Origin of the sequence: Massilia luteola (assembly GCF_034420155.1) — a bacterium.
Taxonomy (GTDB): domain Bacteria; phylum Pseudomonadota; class Gammaproteobacteria; order Burkholderiales; family Burkholderiaceae_D; genus Telluria; species Telluria luteola.
The window spans coordinates 1-20,719 of the sequence record NZ_JAXOFN010000027.1 but is presented as its reverse complement, the minus strand read 5'-3'; the positions used below and the strand labels follow the sequence as shown (position 1 = coordinate 20,719).

At 64.7% G+C, this 20,719-nt stretch carries 17 protein-coding genes and 1 pseudogene; 8 read left to right on the top strand and 10 right to left on the bottom strand.

Annotated elements, in window-relative coordinates; translation table 11 throughout:
- Positions 1–11 precede the first annotated feature (11 nt).
- On the bottom strand, positions 12–956 hold the full coding sequence (locus tag U9J41_RS22785; protein ID WP_322404440.1) for an AraC family transcriptional regulator: 945 nt from the start codon (positions 954–956) through the stop codon (positions 12–14).
- A gap of 127 nt (positions 957–1,083) precedes the next feature.
- Between U9J41_RS22785 and U9J41_RS22780 the strand changes: the two genes are divergently transcribed.
- The 6 genes from U9J41_RS22780 to U9J41_RS22755 all read left to right on the top strand — a co-directional run bounded on the left by U9J41_RS22780 (position 1,084) and on the right by U9J41_RS22755 (position 8,868).
- On the top strand, positions 1,084–1,620 hold the full coding sequence (locus tag U9J41_RS22780) for a carboxymuconolactone decarboxylase family protein (protein WP_322404439.1): 537 nt from the start codon (positions 1,084–1,086) through the stop codon (positions 1,618–1,620).
- Positions 1,621–1,754: 134 nt separating this feature from the next.
- Positions 1,755–4,067, top strand: a complete 2,313-nt coding sequence (locus U9J41_RS22775) for an NADP-dependent malic enzyme (RefSeq protein WP_322404438.1) — start codon at positions 1,755–1,757, stop codon at positions 4,065–4,067.
- Between the two features lie 360 nt (positions 4,068–4,427).
- Positions 4,428–5,471, top strand: a complete 1,044-nt coding sequence (gmd, locus tag U9J41_RS22770; protein WP_322404437.1) for a GDP-mannose 4,6-dehydratase — start codon at positions 4,428–4,430, stop codon at positions 5,469–5,471.
- Position 5,472: 1 nt separating this feature from the next.
- Positions 5,473–6,426 carry a GDP-mannose 4,6-dehydratase gene (locus U9J41_RS22765; protein WP_322404436.1) on the top strand — a complete coding sequence of 318 codons (954 nt, stop codon included), beginning with the start codon at positions 5,473–5,475 and terminating at the stop codon, positions 6,424–6,426.
- 29 nt (positions 6,427–6,455) lie between these two features.
- Positions 6,456–7,688: a glycosyltransferase family 4 protein gene (locus U9J41_RS22760; protein ID WP_322404435.1), complete on the top strand. Its 1,233-nt coding sequence runs from the start codon at positions 6,456–6,458 to the stop codon at positions 7,686–7,688.
- A 28-nt stretch (positions 7,689–7,716) separates the two neighbouring features.
- Positions 7,717–8,868, top strand: coding sequence for a glycosyltransferase family 4 protein (locus U9J41_RS22755; protein WP_322404491.1), 1,152 nt, complete (start codon positions 7,717–7,719; stop codon positions 8,866–8,868).
- Positions 8,869–9,019: 151 nt separating this feature from the next.
- On the opposite strand, the gene U9J41_RS22750 is transcribed toward U9J41_RS22755, so the two are convergent.
- Together U9J41_RS22750 and U9J41_RS22745 are read right to left on the bottom strand one after the other, a co-directional pair.
- The gene (locus U9J41_RS22750) at positions 9,020–10,048 is read right to left on the bottom strand and encodes a response regulator (RefSeq protein WP_322404434.1); all 1,029 of its coding nucleotides are present in this window, start codon (positions 10,046–10,048) and stop codon (positions 9,020–9,022) included.
- Positions 10,045–13,422, bottom strand: a complete 3,378-nt coding sequence (locus U9J41_RS22745) for an MHYT domain-containing protein (RefSeq protein WP_322404433.1) — start codon at positions 13,420–13,422, stop codon at positions 10,045–10,047. The genes U9J41_RS22750 and U9J41_RS22745 overlap by 4 nt, the downstream gene beginning before the upstream one ends.
- 238 nt (positions 13,423–13,660) lie before the next feature.
- Between U9J41_RS22745 and U9J41_RS22740 the strand changes: the two genes are divergently transcribed.
- Complete coding sequence (locus tag U9J41_RS22740) at positions 13,661–14,401, top strand: substrate-binding periplasmic protein (protein WP_322404432.1); 741 nt, start codon at positions 13,661–13,663, stop codon at positions 14,399–14,401.
- Positions 14,402–14,433: 32 nt separating this feature from the next.
- Here U9J41_RS22740 and U9J41_RS22735 read toward each other — a convergent pair whose 3' ends face one another.
- From U9J41_RS22735 to U9J41_RS22705, 7 genes are all read right to left on the bottom strand, one after another.
- Positions 14,434–15,978 (bottom strand): ArnT family glycosyltransferase, encoded by a 1,545-nt coding sequence (locus U9J41_RS22735; protein ID WP_322404431.1) that lies wholly within the window; start codon positions 15,976–15,978, stop codon positions 14,434–14,436.
- Entirely contained in the window at positions 15,975–17,030 is a 1,056-nt protein-coding gene (locus U9J41_RS22730) for a glycosyltransferase family 2 protein (RefSeq protein WP_322404430.1), read from the bottom strand. Before U9J41_RS22730 ends, U9J41_RS22735 begins: the two co-directional genes overlap by 4 nt.
- Positions 16,979–17,398: a GtrA family protein gene (locus U9J41_RS22725; protein WP_322404429.1), complete on the bottom strand. Its 420-nt coding sequence runs from the start codon at positions 17,396–17,398 to the stop codon at positions 16,979–16,981. The genes U9J41_RS22730 and U9J41_RS22725 overlap by 52 nt, the downstream gene beginning before the upstream one ends.
- 418 nt (positions 17,399–17,816) lie before the next feature.
- Positions 17,817–18,089 (bottom strand): PAAR domain-containing protein, encoded by a 273-nt coding sequence (locus tag U9J41_RS22720; RefSeq protein ID WP_322404428.1) that lies wholly within the window; start codon positions 18,087–18,089, stop codon positions 17,817–17,819.
- Positions 18,090–18,147: 58 nt separating this feature from the next.
- The gene (locus U9J41_RS22715) at positions 18,148–19,053 is read right to left on the bottom strand and encodes an XAC2610-related protein (protein WP_322404427.1); all 906 of its coding nucleotides are present in this window, start codon (positions 19,051–19,053) and stop codon (positions 18,148–18,150) included.
- A 7-nt stretch (positions 19,054–19,060) separates the two neighbouring features.
- Complete coding sequence (locus tag U9J41_RS22710) at positions 19,061–19,426, bottom strand: hypothetical protein (protein ID WP_322404426.1); 366 nt, start codon at positions 19,424–19,426, stop codon at positions 19,061–19,063.
- A 109-nt stretch (positions 19,427–19,535) separates the two neighbouring features.
- The gene (locus U9J41_RS22705; protein WP_322404425.1) at positions 19,536–20,084 is read right to left on the bottom strand and encodes a DUF2726 domain-containing protein; all 549 of its coding nucleotides are present in this window, start codon (positions 20,082–20,084) and stop codon (positions 19,536–19,538) included.
- Between the two features lie 25 nt (positions 20,085–20,109).
- Between U9J41_RS22705 and U9J41_RS22700 the strand changes: the two are divergent.
- A pseudogene (locus tag U9J41_RS22700) lies at positions 20,110–20,719 on the top strand (integrase core domain-containing protein); the annotation flags it as partial.

Sequence of the window (20,719 nt, the reverse complement as noted above, 5' to 3'; positions counted from 1 at the left end):
CGGGACACCCGTCAGGCGGCAACCGGCGCCATCGCCGCCGCGCGTGCAGTGCGGCGCCAGGTGCCGGGCCCGACCCCGTAATGGCGCTTGAACACGCGGTTGAACGCGGCTTCCGATTGATAGCCGACGGCCTGCGCGACGTCGCCCATGGCGCCTTCGCCCTGCAGCAGGACACGCGCGGCGTGCGCCATGCGCAGCCGGGTCAGCATGTCGGCCGGCGGCATGCCGCACAGGCGCGAGAACAGGCGGGCAAACGTCGCGCGCGACATGTGGCACGCCGCGGCCAGGTCTTCCACCTTCCACGCCCGCTCGGGCGATTCCAGCATCCGCTGCAGCGCATTGCCCAGGCGCCGGTCGGCCAGGACGGCGAACAGGCCGGGCGCGTCGTGGCGCGTGCCCGCCAGCCAGGCGCGCAGCAGCAGCGCGAACAGGGCGCCGGACAGCTGGGCGACGACGACGTCCGCACCCGGCCGCACGGACGCCGTCTCGTGCTGCAGCAGCCGGACCAGCGCGTGCAGGCCGGGAAAGTCGTCGGCGCGGCTGGCGCGTACGACCATCACGTCGGGCAGGGCGCGCACGAGGGCCGCGCGCGCGGCGCCTTCGAACACGAAGCTGCCGCACAGGATGGCGGTGCCGGGGCCGGGGCCGCCGTTGCCGTGGCGTTGCAGCGGGCCGTCCCCGGCGAGCGGCCGGACCGGGGCGGCGTCGGCGGCCGCGCCGGCGTGCAGGCGATGCGCGCTGCCGCCGGGGAAGACGACGACGTCGCCGGGGGCGAGGTCGAGGCTGTCGTGGCCGGGCACGTCGACGCGCGCGCCGCCTTCGACGACCACGTGGAATGGCGCCACGCCCGGCGTCGCGGCCGGTTCGTCCAGCACCCAGGGTGCGGCCAGCTCGCAGCGGATGTCGAGAGAGGTGCGGATCGTGTACAGGGAAAGCAGGCGGCTCAGGGTGTCCATATGCGTGTCCGGATGAGACGAATGGGCAAATTATCGCAGCATCCGGGCATTCATCGTGCCGATTTCGACGCGTAGACTTCTTTCCATGCCAAACGGCATTTCATCCACGAACGAGAAAGGAAGTATCATGAGCCGTCTTAACGCCCTGGGTTCCAACGCCACCGGCCGCGCCGCCGAGCTGTTCGCCGCCGTCAAGGCCAAGCTGGGCAAGGTCCCGAACGCCTACGATGCCATCGGCAGCAACAGCCCCGTGGCGCTGGAAGCCTTGCTGAACTTCGATGCGAAGCTGGCCGACACGAGCCTGTCGAAACGGGAAATCGAAGTGATCAAGCTGGCCGTGAGCGAAGTGAGCGCCTGCGATTACTGCCTGGCCGCGCACACGCTGGCCGGCAAGGCGGCCGGTCTGTCGGCGGATGCGATCCTTGCCGCCCGCCGCGGCACGCCGGGCGGCGACGCGAAACTGGATGCGCTCTCCACGTTCGTACGTGACGTGACGGGCAGCCGCGGCACCGTGCCGGCACCGGTGGTCGATGCGGTCAAGGCGGCCGGCTACACGGATGCGCAGGTGGTGGACACGATCTTCGCGATCTCCAGCATCACGTTCACGAACCTGGTCAACCGTATCAACGATACGGCGCTGGACTTCCCGAAAGCGCCCGCCTGACGCGGGCGACGGGGCGGGTTGCCATGCTACCCGCCCCTGGCTGCTGCTGTCGATACCAAGAAATACGTAGACGGGGGGCGGTGACACTCTGCTAAAATCGGAGACCCCCCGTCAGTTCAAAAAGGCAGCAGAGCATGGATTCGTCAATCGATAAAAAAGAAGAATTACGTCAACAACTGCGGGCTGCCGCGCTCGAGTACCACCAGTTTCCCACTCCCGGCAAGATCGCCGTCACCCCCACCAAGTCGGTCCTGAACCAGCGCGACCTGGCCCTGGCGTACTCGCCGGGCGTCGCCGCACCGTGCGAAGAAATCGTCAAGGACCCCGCAACCGCCTATAAATATACGGCGCGCGGCAACCTCGTCGCCGTGATCTCGAACGGTACCGCGGTGCTTGGCCTGGGCAATATCGGCCCGCTGGCCAGCAAGCCCGTCATGGAAGGCAAGGGCGTGCTGTTCAAGAAGTTCGCCGGCATCGACGTGTTCGACATCGAGATCAACGAAAACGATCCCGACAAGCTGATCGAAGTGATCGCGGCGTTGGAACCGACGTTCGGCGGCGTGAACCTCGAGGACATCAAGGCGCCCGAGTGCTTCTACATCGAGCGCAAGCTGCGCGAGCGCATGAAGATCCCCGTCTTCCACGACGACCAGCACGGCACCGCGATCATCGTGGGCGCCGCCATCCTGAACGGCCTGAAGGTCGTCGGCAAGGATCTCAAGAAGTGCAAGATGGTCGTGTCCGGCGCGGGCGCCGCGGCGCTGGCCTGCCTCGACCTGGCCGTCGACCTCGGCTTCCCGATCGAGAATATCTATGTGACCGACCTCGCCGGCGTCGTCTATAAAGGCCGCGCCGAGCTGATGGACCCGGACAAGGAACGCTTCGCCCAGGACACGCCGCACCGTTCGCTGGCCGAGGTCATCCCCGACGCCGACATCTTCCTGGGCCTGTCCGCCGGCGGCGTGCTCAAGCCGGAGATGGTCGCGACGATGGCGCCGAACCCGCTGATCCTGGCGCTCGCCAACCCGAACCCGGAAATCCTGCCGGAAGACGCGAAGGCCGTCCGCGGCGACGTGATCATCGCCACCGGCCGTTCGGACTACCCGAACCAGGTCAACAACGTGCTGTGCTTCCCGTACATGTTCCGCGGCGCGCTGGACTGCGGCGCGACGACGATCACGCGCGAGATGGAAATCGCGGTCGTGCACGCCATCGCCGACCTCGCTCACGCCGAACAGTCGGACATCGTGGCATCGGCCTACGGCATCTCGAACCTGTCGTTCGGTCCGGAATACCTGATCCCGATGCCGTTCGATCCGCGTTTGCTGACGCACATCGCGCCGGCCGTGGCCAAGGCCGCGATGGAAGGCGGCGTCGCCACCCGTCCGATCGCCGACCTGGCCGCCTACGCCGAGAGCCTGCAGCAATTCGTGTACCGCAGCGGCAGCTTCATGAAGCCCCTGTTCCAGATCGCCAAGAGCGCGCCGGCCGAGCGCAAGCGCATCGTCTTCGCCGAGGGCGAGGAAGAGCGCGTGCTGCGCGCCGTGCAGGCCGTCGTCGACGAGAAGCTGGCGCGTCCGATCCTCGTCGGCCGTCCGGCCGTGCTGGAAAAGCGTATCGAGAAATTCGGCCTGCGCCTGAAGCAGGGCGAGCACTTCGACGTCATCAACCCGGACTTCGACGAGCGCTACCGCGACTACTGGCAGACTTACCACCAGATGGTGATGCGCAAGGGCGTCACGGAAGACCTCGCCCGCCTGGCGATGCGCCGCCGGCACACGCTGATCGGCGCGATGATGATCCACAAGGGCGACGCCGACGGCATGATCTGCGGCACCTACGGCACGACCGAAGTCCACCTGCAATACATCGACCAGGTGCTGGGCAAGCGTGCCGGCAGCAATGTGTATGCGGCGCTGAACTTCATCATCACCCAGGAACGCCAGATCGCGATGGTCGACACCCACGTGAACGAGAACCCGAGCGCGGAAGAACTGGCCGAGATCACGATCATGGCGTCCGAGGAACTGGAGCGCCTGGGCGTCACGCCGCGCGTGGCGCTGCTGTCGCATTCCAACTTCGGCACCTCGAACAGCGCGTCGGCGAAAAAGATGCGCGCCGCGCTGGCGCTGGTGCAGCAGAAGGCCCCGGACCTGGAAGTCGACGGCGAGATGCACGGCGATACGGCGCTCGACTCGAAGCTGCGCGCCAAGATCATGCCGCAATCGACGCTCAAGGGCGACGCCAACCTGCTCGTCATGCCGAACATCGAAGCCGCGAACATCGCCTATAACGTGCTCAAGACGGCGGCCGGCAGCGGCGTCGCCGTGGGCCCGGTGCTGCTGGGCTGCGCGCGTCCGGTGCACATCCTGACCCCGTCGGCCACCGTGCGCCGCATCGTCAACATGACGGCATTGTGTGTCGTCGACGCGGTGTCGGAGCGCTGACACAGCCTGGTGTTGTAGATTCGCCACCGGCGATAAAATCTGACAAAAGGGCCGTTCGCGGCCCTTTTGTCATTCAAATGTAGAAGTTCCCGACAATTCGTGAATATGTAATAAAGCTTGAGGGACTCGTAACAATGCGTAATCAGGCGACGTCCTGATAAGGTTTCAGGCGATAATAGACGAGTACATATTGTATATTTTGCACGATTTCTCTTGCGTAATGATACAAGCACCACTCTGATACAATGTGAGGTTGTCGGAAATTTACCGGTCCGCGCCATTTGCGGCTGACATCCCGCATGCCGTCCCGCCGCGGCTGCCGCGGCGGCCGTCACGGACCACCACTGGATCACCAAGAACATGCAAACAATAAAAAAGGCCCTGATCACCGGTATTACCGGGCAGGATGGCGCCTATCTGGCGCAACTACTCCTGGAAAAGGGTTACCACGTGACCGGCACCTTCCGCCGGTCCAGCTCGGTTAATTTCTGGCGCATCGCCGAGCTCGGTATCGAACAGCATCCCAACCTGTCCCTCGTCGAATACGACCTCACCGATCTCTCCTCGAGCATCCGCCTGATCGAGTCCTCCCGTCCCGACGAGGTGTACAACCTGGCCGCGCAAAGCTTCGTCGGCGTCTCGTTCGAGCAGCCCGTGACCACCGCGTCGATCACCGGCATCGGCGCCGTCAATCTGCTCGAAGCGATCCGCATCGTGCATCCCGGGGCGCGCTTCTACCAGGCGTCGACCTCCGAGATGTTCGGCAAGGTGCAGGCCGTGCCCCAGGTCGAGTCGACCCCGTTCTATCCGCGCAGCCCGTATGGGGTCGCCAAGCTGTATGCCCACTGGATGACCGTGAACTACCGCGAGTCCTACGGCATCTTCGGCAGTTCCGGCATCCTGTTCAACCACGAATCGCCGCTGCGTGGCCGCGAGTTTGTCACCCGCAAGATCACGGATTCCGTCGCCAAGATCGTCCTGAACAAGCTCGACGTACTGGAGCTGGGCAACCTGGACGCCAAGCGCGACTGGGGCTATGCGCGCGAATACGTGGAAGGCATGTGGCGCATCCTGCAGGCCGACGAGCCGGACACCTTCGTGCTGGCCACCAACCGCACCGAAACCGTGCGCGACTTCGTCACCATGGCGTTCCGCGGCGCCAATCTGGACGTCGAGTGGAAAGGTGAGGGCGAGCAGGAAACGGGTCATTGCGCCCGTACCGGCAAACTGCTCGTGCGCGTGTCGCCCAAGTTCTACCGTCCGGCCGAGGTCGACCTGCTGATCGGCGACCCGTCCAAGGCGCAGCGCGAACTGGGCTGGAAGGCCGAGACGTCGCTCGAACAGCTGTGCCAGATGATGGTCGACGCCGACCTGCGTCGCAACGAAACCGGATTCTCGTTCTGACATGAACCGCATGGTCACGGAAGATATCGTCCGTATGGTGGGACCGCTGAGCGAACCGCGCGAAGGCGAGGGTAAGTGCGCCCTGATCACCGGCCTGCGCGGTTTTACCGGCTGCTATATGGCGCGCGAGCTGACCGCGGCGGGCTATCACGTCTACGGCACGGTACTGCCGGGCGACGCGACCGGACCGGATATCTTTACCGTCGACCTGACCGACCGCGCCGCGGTGGCCGCCATGATCGAGCAGGTACGGCCGGACGTGGTCGTCCACCTGGCCGCCATCGCGTTCGTGGCCCACAACGACGCCGAACAAATGTACCGCGTCAACGTGGTCGGCGCCCGCAACCTGTTGGAAGCGCTGGCGAACGGCTCGCACAAACCGTCCAGCGTGCTGCTCGCCTCGTCGGCCAACGTCTACGGCAATACCTGCGTCTCCGTGATCGACGAATTCGTGACGCCCGCACCGGCGAACGATTACGCCGTCAGCAAGCTCGCGATGGAATACATGGCGCGCCTGTGGATGGACAAGCTGCCCATCGTGATCGCGCGTCCGTTCAACTACACGGGCGTAGGCCAGGCCGAGAATTTCCTGCTGCCCAAGATCGTGTCGCACTTCCGCAAGGGCGCGCCCCGCATCGAATTGGGTAATCTGGCGATCGCGCGCGACTTTTCCGACGTACGCATGGTCGCGAAAAGTTACCGTCGCCTGCTCGCGGCGGCGCCGGCCGGGGAAGTCTTCAACGTCTGTTCCGGCTGTTCGCATTCGCTCGAAAGCTTGATCGACATGATGAGCGACATCGCCGGCTACCGCATCGAAGTGCACGTCAACACGGCCTTCGTGCGTGACAACGAGGTGCTCACGCTGTCCGGCAGCAACGCCAAGCTGGCCGGTGCGATCGGCGCCATCGAGCCTACGCCGCTGGTCGAGACGCTGCGCTGGATGTACCGCGCGTGAGCACGGTGCCGACTGCCCTGGATACGACCATGATCGAACTGGGCCTCCCCAAACGACGACCGGACGGTGCGACCGGTCTCCAGGACCGCATCCGGACCGTGCCGGGCGCCGCCACCGCGGCGAACGACGCGGCGGCGCAGCCCGACCTGCGCATCGGCATCGGCACGACCATGATCGAGCCGGCCTTCACGGGCGGGCACCTGGACGGCATCGGCGTGTATACGCAGGCGTTGCTGCGCCACCTGCCGCGCGCCGGCTGCGCGATGGCGCCGTATTCCTGGCCGCGCCTGCGCAGTGCCGGCCCCGTCACGGCCGGCGAGGCGCTGCCCCATACGTTCGAGCGCGCATCCTTCGTCGACCTGGTGACGCCCGGTGCGCACCGGGTGCACATGCCGGTCGACGTGTTCCACGTGACGGACTACCGCGTCGTGCGCATGGATTGCCCGGTGGTGGCGAGCCTGCACGATGCGCTGCCGGTCAAGCATCCCGAATGGTGCAACCCGCGCATGCGCGGTGTGAAGAACTGGCTGCAGCGCAAGGCCGCGCAAAAGGCCGACCACGTGATCGCGCTGTCGCACTTCGCCATCGACGAACTGGTCGACTGCTTCGGCATCGACGAGCGCCGCATCACCGTCGTGCCGTGCGGCGTGGACGACGAATGGCTGAACCCGCCGCCGGCGCATGCCGTGGCGACGACGTTGCGAGTCAACGGCTTGCGGCCCGGGTACTTCCTGTTCGTGGGCACGCTGCAGCCGCGCAAGAACGTCGAACGCCTGCTGGACGCCTATCTGTCGCTGCCGGCCGCCGTGCGCGCGGAGCGCCAGCTCGTCATCGTCGGCAGTGCCGGCGCGCGCTCGGAAGACGTGCTGCGCCGCATCGCCGCCGCCGTGCAGGACGGCGCCAGCGTCGTGTGGCTGAACCACCTCACCGACAACACCGAGCTGCGCCACGTGTACGCGGGCGCGGGTGTGTTCGTGTTCGCCTCGCTGTACGAGGGCTTCGGCATCCCGGTGGTGGAAGCGTTCGCGTCCGGCGTGCCGGTCATCGCGTCGAACACGACGTCGCTGCCCGAAGTGACGGCCGGCGCGGCACTGGAGGTCGATCCGCTCGACACGGGCGCGATCGCCGACGCCATGCTCACGCTGGCGCGCGAATCCGCCGTGCGGTCGCGCTGCATCACGGCCGGACGGGCACGCGCCGTCCAGCTGACCTGGGACGCGACGGCGCGCCTGACGGCCGCCGTCTACCGCTCCCTCCTCTGACGAACCGACCGTATACATGTCCAAGCCCATGCGCGTCCTCCACTTCTACAAGACCTATTACCCGGATTCGGTAGGCGGGGTCGAACAGGTCATCCGTCAGATGTGCGTGGGAACAGGGCGTTTGGGCATCACGAATCATGTGCTGTCGCTGTCGCGCGACCGTCGCCTGGAACCCTTCGACTACGAAGGCCATACGGTGCACCGCGTGCCGCTGAATTTCGAAGTGGCGTCGAATGCGGTGTCGGTGCAGGCGATCGGCAAGCTGGCGCGCATGGCGGCCGAGGCCGACGTCGTGCATTACCACTTCCCGTGGCCGTTCATGGATGTGGCGCACTTTTTGGCGCGTATCGACAAGCCGACCGTCGTGACTTACCACTCCGACATCGTGCGCCAGAAAGCGCTGCTGAAGCTGTACCAGCCGCTGAAGCACCGTTTCCTGAAAAGTGTCGACACGATCGTCGCCACGTCGCCGAACTATCTCGCCTCGTCGGCCGTGCTCGACGGCTACCGCGACAAGACGCGCGTGATCACCTTCGGCCTTGACAAGACCAGCTATCCGGAACCGGACCAGGCGCACCTGGACCACTGGCGCGCGCGGGTCGGTCCGAAATTCTTCCTGTTCGTCGGCGTGCTGCGCTACTACAAGGGCCTGCACATCCTGCTCGACGCCGTGGCCGGCACCGACTATCCGGTCGTGATCGTCGGCGCGGGGCCGATCGAGGCGGAACTCAAGGCGCACGCCGCACGCCTGGGCCTCACGCGCGTGCAGTTCGTGGGCGCCGTGGACGACGTCGACAAGGCCGCGCTGCTCAAGCTGTGCTACGCGGTCGCGTTCCCGTCGCACCTGCGTTCGGAAGCTTTTGGTATTTCGCTGCTGGAAGGCGCGATGTACGGCAAGCCGATGATCTCCAGCGAGATCGGCACGGGCACCACCTACATCAACGTGCACGGCGAGACGGGCCTGGTCGTGCCGCCGTCCGACCACGACGCCTTGCGCGCGGCCATGCAAAGGCTGTGGAACGATCCGCAGATGGCGCGCGAGATGGGGCAGCGGGCCGAGGCGCGGTACTGGCAGCTGTTCACGTCGGCGCAGATGGCCGACAACTATGCGCGCCTGTATCAGGAACTGGTGGCGCGCAAGGCGGAAGTGCGGCTCGCGGCGGCGCCGCGGCTCGGGTAACGTCAACACGTCGCCCACGTCCGCGTGGGCACAGGGTGCCCACCCTACGATTGACGCGGCCGTCGGGCGGGCATCCCCGTATCCGTCACCGCACGCGAATAATCAAGGCCGTAGGGTGGACACCCCGTGCCCGCCATCGCATGCGAACAAATCAAGCCGCCACGGGTATCGGCGCCGGCGCCGGCGCCGCATCTTCCTCCGCCCAGCGGGTACGGATCGCGCGGATGGCCGGCATCTGCGCGAGGAACAGGTCGACCAGCACCGGATCGAAATGCCGGCCCTTCTGCTTGACGAGGAAGTCGAGCGCTTCTTCTTCGGTCCACGCTTTCTTGTATGGCCGGATCGACGTCAGTGCGTCGAACACGTCGGCGATGGCGCAGATGCGGCCTTCGAGCGGGATCGCGGCGCCGGCCAGGCCGTTCGGGTAGCCGGTGCCGTCCCACTTCTCGTGGTGGGTGAGGGCGATGTTGCGCGCCAGCGCCAGCACGCCGTGCTCGTGCCCGCCGATGATCTCGGCGCCGATCTGCGCATGCCCCTGCATGATCTTCCATTCGTCCGGATCGAGCGGTCCGGGTTTCAGCAGCACGCGGTCGGGGATGCCGATCTTGCCGACGTCGTGCATGGGCGCGGCGTGCAGCAGGTCGTCGGCTTCCGCTTCCGTCATGCCGGCGGCCAGGCCGAGGATGCGCGCGAAATGGCTCATGCGGATGACGTGCAGGCCGGTCTCGTTGTCCTTGTATTCGGCGGCCAGGCCGAGGCGCTGGACGATTTCCAGGCGCGACGCGCGCAGTTCTTCCATGCGCACGAGCGACAGGTGGGTGCGCACGCGCGCGCGCACGATCGGCGGGCTGACGGGCTTGGTGATGTAATCGACGGCGCCCGCCTCGAAGCCTTCCAGCTCGTCGTCCGTGTCGTTCAGCGCGGTGACGAAAATGACCGGGACGGCGGCCAGCGCCGGGTCGGCCTTGAGGGCGGCGCATACTTCATAACCGCTCATGCCCGGCATCATCACGTCGAGCAGGATCAGGTCGGGCAGCTCCTCGCGCGCCAGGTCGAGCGCGCGCGGGCCATCCTTGGCGAAGCGCAGGCGGTAGTGGTCTTGCAGGATCTGGCGCAGCAGTTGCAGGTTGCTGGCTTCGTCGTCGACCGCAAGGATCAGCGGCTGGTTGACGGTGGTCATTCGATAATCTCCTGGGCCGGTTCGTCGATGGCGGCCAGCATGGCGTCAAGTTGTTGCAGGGCGAGGTCGAACTCGAAATCGGAAATGGCGGCGTGCACCTGGGCCACGCGCGCGGCCAGCGGATGCCCGCTGGTGGCGGCGGCCAGGCCGGCCAGCGCGGCGTCGTCCAGGCCGCCGCGCTTGAGCGCGTCGCGCAGGACGTTGCCGGCGCGGCGCGCGCGGTCCATGTCGGCCACGGGACGCGCGGCCTGGTGTTTCGCCGTCGCGGACGACGCGCCGGCGGGCACGGGCTGCGCCGCGCGGATCGCCTCCAGCGCTCCCTCGAGCAGGCTGCCGAGGCCGTCCAGCGACGCCTCCAGCGCAGTCTCGGCGCCGGGATACAGCTTGCCGCTGTCGCTGTCGACCAGGCCTTCCAGGTTGGCCAGCGCGTCGGCCAGCAGTTCCAGGCCGAGGTTGGCGGCGATGCCGCGGACCTTGTGCGCGTGCATGCGCAGTGCGCGGTAGTCGGCGGCCGTGGCCTGGGCCGCGAGCGCGGCGCCCAGCCCGGCATGCTGGGTGGCGAAGTGGGCCAGCGCTTCGACGTAGGCGTCTTCCTTGCCGCTCCAGCGGCGCAGGCCGGCGTGGCGGTTGTGCGTCTGGCGTTCCTGCGCCGGCAGGTCTTCCGCCTGCTGGCCCGGGCCGAGGCCCAGCACGCGCGCGATTTCATGCGACAGCGCGAACCAGTCGACGGGCTTGCTGGCGAAGCCGTCCATGCCGGCCTCGGCGCTGGCGCGGCGATGCTCGGCCAGCACGCTGGCGGTCATGGCGATGATCGGCACGCGTGGCCGCCCGGCTTCTTCGGCCTGCTGGCGGATCAGGCGCGTGGCGGCGAGGCCGTCGATGGTCGGCATCTGGAAATCCATCAGGATCACGTCGAAGCGCTCACGGGCCGCCATGTCGACGACGGCGGCGCCGTCACTGACGGCCGTCATCGTGTGGCCGCGGCGCGCCAGCAGCAGTTGCAGCAGTTCCTGGTTCTGCGGCACGTCGTCGGCCAGCAGCACGCGCAGCGGCGGCAGGGCGGCGGCCGTGCGCACGCGCGGCTGCTGCGGGGCGAAGCGCGCCAGCATCAGCGGCAGCACCACGTGGAACGTCGTGCCCAGGCCCAACTCGCTTTCGGCCCAGATTCGCCCGCCCATCAGCTCGACCAGCTGCTTGCTGATCGTGGTGCCGAGGCCCGTGCCGCCGAAGCGGCGCGTCATCGAGGCGTCCGCCTGGGTGAACGGCTCGAAGATGGCGGCGAGGCGCGCCGGCGGGATGCCGATGCCGGTGTCGCTCACCATGAAGTGCAGCTGTTCGTCCTTGAACTCGGCGCGCAGCGTGACGCTGCCTTTTTCCGTGAACTTGATCGCGTTGTCGAGCAGGTTGGTGAGCACCTGGCGCACGCGCAGCTCGTCGCCGCGCAGGCAGGTCGGCAGCGCCGGATCGTAGTGGATGTCGACGTGCAGGCCCTTGGCGCGCGCGTTCGCCGCCAGCGTCGACGACAGTTCGTCGATCAGCGACAGCAGGTTGTAGTCGTTCTGCTCCAGCTCCACCGCGCCTTTTTCCAGCTTGGCCGTGTCGAGGATCTCGTTGAGCAGGCGCAGCAGGGCGCGGCCCGAGCTGCGGATCGTGTCCAGGTGGCGGCGCTGGTCGGTGTTCAGTTCGCCGTCCAGCAGCACGTCGGTGAAGCCGAGGATGGAATTCATCGGCGTGCGGATCTCGTGGCTCATGTTGGCGACGAAGCTGGCGCGCGCCGCGGCGGCCTGTTCGGCGTTTTCCTTGGCGTCGCGCAGCGCATCTTCCATCTGGCGCCGTTCCGTGATGTCGAGGATGACGCCGTCCAGCCAGCACAGCTCGCCTTCATCGTTGCGCACGCCGGTGCCGTTCTCCCACATCCAGCGGCTGCTGCCGTCCGCGTGCAGCAGGCGGTATTCGACGAGATAGGGACGGTCCTCGCGCAGCGCGGTGGCGATCGTCTCGGACACGCGCACGCGGTCGGCCGCGTGGATCAGCGGCGCGAAGGTGCGGCGCGGCGTCGCGCCCAGGAAGTCGCGGCCGGGATAGCCGGTGACGCGCTCGACGGCGTCGCTGATGAACAGCATCGGCGCCTCGCCCTCGATCAGGCTGCTGCGGTAGGAAATGCCGGGGATGTTGCCGATCAGCGAGCGGAACTGCTGCTCGCTGGCGCGCAACGCCTGCTCCATCTTGCGCCGGTCGCTGATGTCGGTGATGAAGCAGACGAACAGGTCCTGCTGGTCCAGGCGCGCATGGCCGAGGGCGCGCCGGATCGGCACGATGCTGCCGTCCTTGCGGCGGCCGGTCACGTCGGCGCCGCGCGCGCTGGCGCTGATTTTTCCCGTCTGCAGCGAGTGCAGCAGGCCGACCTCCTCGGACGCGGCCTCGTTGCCGATCACGAGGCGGATGTTCTGGCCGACGATTTCCTCGCGGCTCCAGCCGAAGATGTGTTCGGCCGAGGCGTTGAATTCGCGGATGGTGCCCTGGCGGTCGACCGTGATCACGCCGTCGACAGTGGTGGTGAGCAGGGCGCGCATCCATGCTTCGCTGCGCGACAGTTCGCGGAACACCTGGCGGTAGCGCAGCAGGGCATTGGCGGCCAGCACGAAAACGGTGAAGGCGACGACGATCAGCGTGATCGCCAGCGCCAGGAAGGTGTCGTTGCTGGCCTTGTGCGGCGCCAGCGTCGACACGTGGCCGATGAAGCGCGCCGCCGCCATGCCGGTGTAGTGCATGCCCGCGATGGCACAGCCCATCACGACGGCGGCGAGCAGCAGGCGGTATTGTTCGCTCAGCCGGTGCGACAGGCTGGACAGGCCGAAGCGCACCCACAGCGCCAGCGTGGCCAGCACCACCGCGACGACGATCGACATCCCGAACATGAACGGGTCGTAGCGCAGTTCCAGGCCCATGCGCATGCCGGCCATGCCCGCGTAGTGCATGACGCCGATACCGGCGCCGACCAGCACGCCGCCGGCCAGCAGGCCCCAGCCGCTCAGGCGCTTGCGCGCGATGACCGCCAGCGCCACGAACGAGGCGCCGATGCTCGGCAGGCTGGACAGGATGGTGGCGGTCGGGTCGTAGTCGACGTCCGTGCACAGGTCGAAGGCCAGCATGCCGATGAAGTGCATCGCCCACACGCCGGCGCCGAGCGCCAGGCTGCCGGTGCAGAGGACGACCCAGCGCTGCGCGCGGTTGGTGGCGGCCTGACCCGCGATCTGCAGGCCCATCCAGGAGGCGAAGATCGCGACGAGCACGGACAAGGCGACCAGCTTGGGCGTGTACATGCCGTAGCTGAGCAGCGACGGATCGGAAGGGAGCGTGAACACGGACAACATGGCGTGTGATTTTTCGAGAGAATGACGAATTTGGTTATTGCTCGTCAGTATGGCATTTTCAGAACTGAAAGTCTTTCCGGTCAGCATCAAATGCCGGATGAACACGAAAGTTGTCGCATGGACGCCACCGGAAGACGGACAATGTTGCTGAGTTGTCACGCGTTGCCGCATTTGCGATGTTGCTGCTATGCTAGTTAAGACGGGTCGTCCGCCGGGGACGTCCGCATGGGGTGCACGTATGAAAACGACAGTTCTTGCCGCACTGCTGGCACTTGCCTGCACATTGGCGCGGGCGGCGCCGGCACCGCGGCTGTACCTGACCACCGAGACCTCGGCACCGTACAGCATGCGCGACGGCGACCGCGTGACCGGGATCGGTACCGACATGGTGCGCGAGATCATGGCCCGCTCCGGCATCGGCTATTCGATCGACCTGCTGCCATGGAAGCGCGCCTACACGGCCGCGCTGGAACGCGGCGACGCCTGCGTCTATTCGACCACCCGCACGCCCGAGCGCGAGCCGCATTTCAAATGGGTCGGACCGATCGGCGAGGCCGAGTGGGTCATGATGGGACGCGCCGACCGCCACTTCGACCTGCACAGCCTGGACGACGCGCGCGCCTACCGCGTCGGCACCTACAACGGCGACGCGCGCGACCAGTTCCTGCGCGCGCACGGTTTCAACGTCGACCCCGCGCCCATCGATTCGATCAATCCCCGCAAACTCATGATGGGCCGGATCGACCTGTGGGCCGCCAGCATCCGGCGCGACAGCCTGACGGTGGACCGCATGGGGTATGCCGGCAAGGTGGTGCCGGTATTCGTGTTCAACCGCATCCGCGTCTATTTGGCGTGCAACCGCGCCGTGCCCGATGCCCTCGTGGCGCGCATGAACGGGGCGCTGGAGGCCATGGAGCACGATGGGACGACGCGGGCGATCGTGCACAAGTACGACGACTGGGGACTGCCGGCGCGTTGAGGCCGTCGCGGCAGCGGTGATGTACGCGGTGCTTATGCGTCCGGTCGTTGCCTGCGGTAGATGAGGAGTTGGCGCTCGGACGGATTGGTCTTGCCTTCGAGGGGCACGATGGCCACCCTGACAAAGTTGCCGCTGTGTTCGAGCAGTGACTCCAGATTCTGGATACTGGGCAGATCGGTCAGATAGCCGCTCTGGAATACGACCGTTTCGATGTGCTGCTTGTCCAGCAAGGACAAGATCTGTTGCTGCTTCAAATTACGTTCGTGCACGCCCAGCTCTCGCAAAATATTGATTTCCACGAGCAGTTTGTCGGCGCGCCGCACGCCGATGTCGCGGCGCGCGTTCTGCGTGCGCAGGTCGTAGATGAAATTGCCGTCGCGATGGGCCGATATCAGGACATTCGACGAAGGCGGCGCGATCGCCGTCACGACCGCGGCCGCCCGTTCGAAGCCCCGCACATAGGGTACGCCGGGCTGCATCTGTAACTGCACGACGAGCCAGAGCGCCAGCAATGGCAGGATGATGCGTCCCGCCATCACCTGAATTTGTGCGATCGCGCATACGGCGAGCATGAACAGGAACACCACGCCGGGCAAATTAAAGCGCGGATCCTTGTTGGACACGACCGTGAAAAACAGCCACGCGCACACGCCGCACACGGCCGTGACCCTGATTTCGAGGCTGGCGTTGCCGCGTACGCCGAGCCAGACAGCCGCAACCAGACCGATCACCAGGACTGCGAGCGCCGGGTAGCCAATTTGCGTGGGCAATTGCTGCGCGTACCAGGTCCAGTTGTCGATGGTCCATAACTTCGGCATGCCAGGCATGGCCATGGTCAATGCTTGATTAACGCGCGCGAAATAGATCGCCAACGCTACTGCCGGCAGCGCGATCAACCCCGAGAGCAGCGTGGCGAGGACGCGGCGCCCGATCGGCGGGCGGTGCGGATAATCGCGGACGAAGACGAAATACAGCCAGACCGGCGCCATGAACACGCCCTGCACCCGGGTGAGTACGCCCAGGCCCATGGCCGTTGCCGCGATGAACAGCCAACCCTGTTTTCCGGTTTCCAGATGCCGTAGCAGCGCATAAGCCGTGAAGACAAAGATGGCCAGCGCCGGCACGTCCAGCTGGACCTGGCGTGACCACAGCGCGATCGGCGCCAGGGCCATCACGCATACGGCCGCGGAGGCGGCGCTCACGTCATTCATGATGCGGCGGCACAGCAGCAGGACGACCACGCCCAGCCCCAAGGTGTACAGCACGACCGCGGCCTGCGACACCGCGTGGCTGGCGCCGAACACCAGGAGCAGCGGCACCGACGATATGTAGAAGAAGGGCGGATAGAAGCCGATATTGATACCCGGGTACTTCTCGTAATACGCAGAGGCGAACTGGATCGGATGCCGCAGTCCGCCTTCCATCAGGAAGTCCCGCAGGAACACGCCGTTCATCGCGTGGCGCGACGAGTCATACCACCAGAAATCGCCGTTGGTCGGGGCGCTGACGAAGTAATAGAAGACCAGCGCAACGATCGGCAACAGTGCCAGCATCGTGCCCAAGTAGGCGCGCTTCATTCCACGCCCCATTCCTGCGCCACACGGGAAGCCTGGGCCGGCTCCTGGCGGAACGTCGTTCCGCACAGGCGTTCGACGTGGAAGCGTGGGCGTCGTTTCGAGGCTTCGTACACCTTGGCCAGGTATTCGCCGATGACGCCGAGGCTGAGCAATTGCACGCCGCCGAGGAAATAAGTCGGAATGACCACCGACGCCCAGCCGGGCAGGGCCTGATCGGTAAATATGCGGATGAACAGCGCCCATGCCGCCAATCCGAGGCTGCCCAGCGACACGATGAAGCCGACGCCCGTGATCATTCGCAGCGGATACGCGGTGAACGACGTGATGCCCTGCCAGGCGAGCCCGAGCATCTTCTTGAGGGGGTATTTCGATTCGCCGGCAAAGCGCTCCGCACGTTCGAACTCGACGACGGCCGATTTGAACCCGAGCTGCAGCACGAGCGCGCGCAGGAAAAGATGGGTTTCTTCGTATTCGCGCAGGGTTTCAATGGCGCGCCGGCTCATCAGGCGATAATCCGCATGGTTGTAGATGATCTGCACGCCGAGGAAGCCCAGCAGCTTGTAGTAGCTTTCCGCGGTGAAGCGTTTGAAGAAGGTATCCTTCGTACGCGCCCGGCGCACGCCAAATACGATCTCGTTCCCTTCGCGATAGGCCTGCACCATGCGCGGAATGGCGTCGAGGTCGTCCTGCAGGTCCGCATCGAGACTGATCAGGACATCGCCCGGCGCGGTCATCAATCCGCATAGCAGGGCGTTCTGGTGCCCGCGGTTGCGGCTGAGCTTGATTCCGGAGACGAGCGTGTGCTGGTGCGCGAATTCGCGGATCATGTCCCAGGTGCCGTCGCGGCTGCCGTCGTCGACGTAATAAATGGCGCTACCGGGGGCAAAGTCCCCCCGGTCGATGGCATCGCCGACCAGCTTGAGCAGGCGACTCGTCGTTTCCGGCAAGACCTCGTATTCGTTATAGCAGGGGAGCACAAGGCTGACGACAGGTGCGGGCCTCAGCCTCTTTTCGCTTTGAACGTCCACAAGGCGTTGATGATGTAGTTCCATGATAAAACGCAGAGAGTGGCCATGATCTGGCCGATGAAGACGCGAATGTCCAGGGACAGCAGCAGGGCCAGCATATAGCGGTTCAACAGCAGGCCGCTGGCCGCCACGATGGCGAAGCGGGGAGCCGTACGGAGTACGGATTGTTTGGACTTGAACGTGAAGCGGGCATTCAGCGCGAAATTGAACACCGCGCTGACGAGGAAACCGATAGTCGAGGCACTTACCGGGCGTGCGTCCAACGTATAGATCAATGCAAACATCAGCGCATAATGCAGCGCTGTTGCAAAGCCGCCGACACAAACGAATGTGATGACCTGCCTGAGCACATCCAGCCTGCTCGCACGTCCGCTAACACTGCCCACACTCATGTTAAATTTGGTATCGGTTACTCGATTAACGATGGTAGCACGACAAGAGTTTATGTTGAAGAAATTTGTTCTATAACAACACTAAGATTGGCGAACGGGCAATAAATACCTGCTCTCCTAGAGTGGACGCGGGTTTTGTCGCAGGGCTTACAACTTGGTGCTCTGGCGGGAATCGATGAGTTCGCCGGAAGCCGCGTGGCTGCTGGGTTTTCTTGGCGGGCTCAGCTGTGACATGGATACACGCGTGGATACAAACCCGGTTAGGGTATGGGTGCGGTTTTCGAATGCGGAATCTCGCTAACCACTTAGACCCTTGTCGACGATGTTAGTTCACTGTCGTTTCCACGTGAGAGATGGTCAGGAGACGACGAGGTACGCGGCGGGCTGCGCTTTGCGCATGTCGGCCGGGCCGATCCGCTCACGCACCACTGCCGACGCCATCGGTGCCATTCAGCGTGGATTCGCAGACGCATCCGCCGCTCGTCTTCATGCCATGCACGACGCGCGGTCGCCCGTTGGAGAGGATGTGGCGCATGTCGCCCTCGGCGATCACGCAGCGTTTGCGGCAGGAGACGCGCGCACCTTGAAATGCGTAAGCGCGCCCGTGGCTGACGCAGGTGGCGTCGCCTTCGAGTACGGTGCCGCCGCACTCGGTCTTGTCGCCGACGCGTACGAAGCCGGCGTTCGTCATGGGATCCTACCGACGGCGGAATGACGTCGACTGGAGCGCATCGCTATCTCGCTCGCCATCAGTCTTCCTTGGCCTTGCATTGCGAGACCGGATATTTTTTCTTGCTGATCTTGGCCTTCTCGGGTTCGCCGGACACCATGTTTTCCTCGATCAGGCAGTATTTGCCGTCCGCATATTTGTAGACGTTCATGCCCTTGTAATTGGAGCCGCCGCTGTACTCCTCGTAGATCTCATCGGTGCTATACCGCGTGTGCGTGACGTTTATGTCGCGCAGTGACGCCGGCGCGTCCACATAGCGGTGTTGTGCCGGGTCGTACAGCCAGTAGAGCTGTTCGCCATTCTCGACCGGTACCGCGAGATCGGGATAACCATCGAAATTCAGGTCGCGGTTGTCGTAGTGGAGATTCGAGAGCGATGTGAAAATGTTGGCGTCGGCCGGGAGCGATTGCGTCAGCTTCTGGTCGCGATAGATGTCGATCCCCGTCAACTTCGTGTCGCCGTCCGTGCTCGCGACACGGGCCACGATCCTGATGTCGTCTGGCGCCCCGACGGCGGTTGCCGTGAATTCCAGGTTCTTGCCGTCCGGCGAACGCCACGTCCCCGAAAAGACGTTGCCGGCGATTTTGCCGTCGAACTGGCCGGTCACCTTATCCTTAAACTTTTCGACCAGCGTGATGCCGCCCGTGGCATTCGCCGTGCCGCTCAGGTCGATCCAACGGGGCGCGTCGTGCGCACCCTGCTTCACGTAGGCGTAGGCGCCCTCAACGGTCGTTCCCTCCTGTGACAGCACCATCAGGATGCGCTTGTTGGACAGGGTCCCCTCGTAGCGCGTTGCCGGCTTGCGCACGGCGCTCAGTGTCACGCTCTCCATTTTCGACGATGGGGTTGCCGCGTAGGCGGGCAGTATGCTCAAGCAGGCACTGGCCACCGCCAGAGATGCAAACAGTTTTTTCACGTTGTTCATTTCGTTTTCACTTAAAAGCGGGATAGGCGACGTCGAACGCCTCCCGACGTTCCTTCAGGCCGTTGTTGCCGCCGTTGACCCGCTGGGTGACTTTTGCGACGACCTGGTGCGTGGCGCCTTTGTCGGCCACTCCGTAGACTTTGTATTTCATCCAGAACCAGATCGTCGATCGGATCGAGTAAGGATACTGGACAATCAGTTCGGGATCGTCGATGCAGTTCGGCACCGGCTCGGACCAGTATTGCGAATATTTCGCGCGGCAGAGGTAAAGCGTGCCGAAAGCGCTGCGTGCGACGAAGCAGAGCCTTAGTGGTTCATCATAAAGAAGCGATGCGTACAAATTTCGTCGCGACGAAATCTGGGTTTTCGTCATGACCGGGCTGCAGCTTCAGGTTCGCTGTCGTTCGAAGTGAGGGGGCGGCCGACATCGCGGTGGCCTGGACCACAAATTTCGTCATGACGAAATCCGGCGTTCGGGCGGACTATTGCTGCGTGAATGGCGTAGCGTCTGCAGGCACGGCACTCTGATCGATGGGGTCGGTTGCAGTCTTGCCGGCCTCGCTCACCGTGGAACCGAGAATCATGGTCCGGATGGCGCCGACCTTTGGCTTGTTACGAGCCTGGAAGCGGACAGTCCGTATGCCCGCCTGTTCGAGTCGCGCATCCCGCAGTTCATCCTTTGCGCGCGAATGCGTTTTGTCGTCCAGTTCGACGACCGCGACGACCTCGCAACGTCGGGTGCAGATAACGTAATCGACGCGTTGCTGGGCGATCTTCAATCGGTCGCCATGGGCTGTTCTCTTGTCGCTACTGGCCGTGTCGAGCAGGGCCGACATCGCGACCTGCGGAAAAATGTAGTGGTCAGGAAGTGCCACGACGAGCCGGCCGAAGAACTCTTCCTCATTATCGGTCATGAACTTGCGGCGTAGGTACGCACCCGCCCGGCCCTTTCCCTTCGACGTCTTCAACTGCACTGCGGCAAGGCCCGCTAGCAGGATGGCAAGGACGGCAAAGACGAAGATGATTTTCATGTGTGAGGATGTGATCCCGAGGGCCGAGGGCGAAACGATCGCGCCAAAGAAGACCTTCAAGGACTACGAACCAAACTTCATTCACATCGACATCAAGTATCTGCCGCAGATGCCGGACGAGACCTCACGCCGCTATCTGTTCGTCGCCATCGACCGCGCGACGCGCTGGGTCTTCATGCACATCTACGGCGACATGACCGAGACCAGCAGCGTCGATTTCCTGCGTCGACTCAAGCTGGCTTCGCCCATCAAGATCAGCAAGATCCTCACCGACAACGGCTCGCAATTTACCGACCGCTTCACTACCAAAGACAAGAAACCCAGCGGCAAGCACGCCTTCGACGTGGCTTGCGCGGCGCTTCCTGCCGAGCATCGCCTGGCACCGCCGCGCCACCCGCAAACCAACGGCATGGTCGAGCGCTTCAATGGTCGTATCAATGAGCTACTGCAGCAAACCCGTTTCGATAGCCGGGCCGACCTGCAAGCCACTTTGCAGAACTATCTAAAGCTGTACAACCACCATATCCCGCAACGCGCCATCGGCAGCAAAACGCCCATCCTCGCGCTTAAGGAGTGGCAGCAGAAGCGACCTGAATTATTCGTCAAACGCGTTTATGATCAAACGGGACTGGACA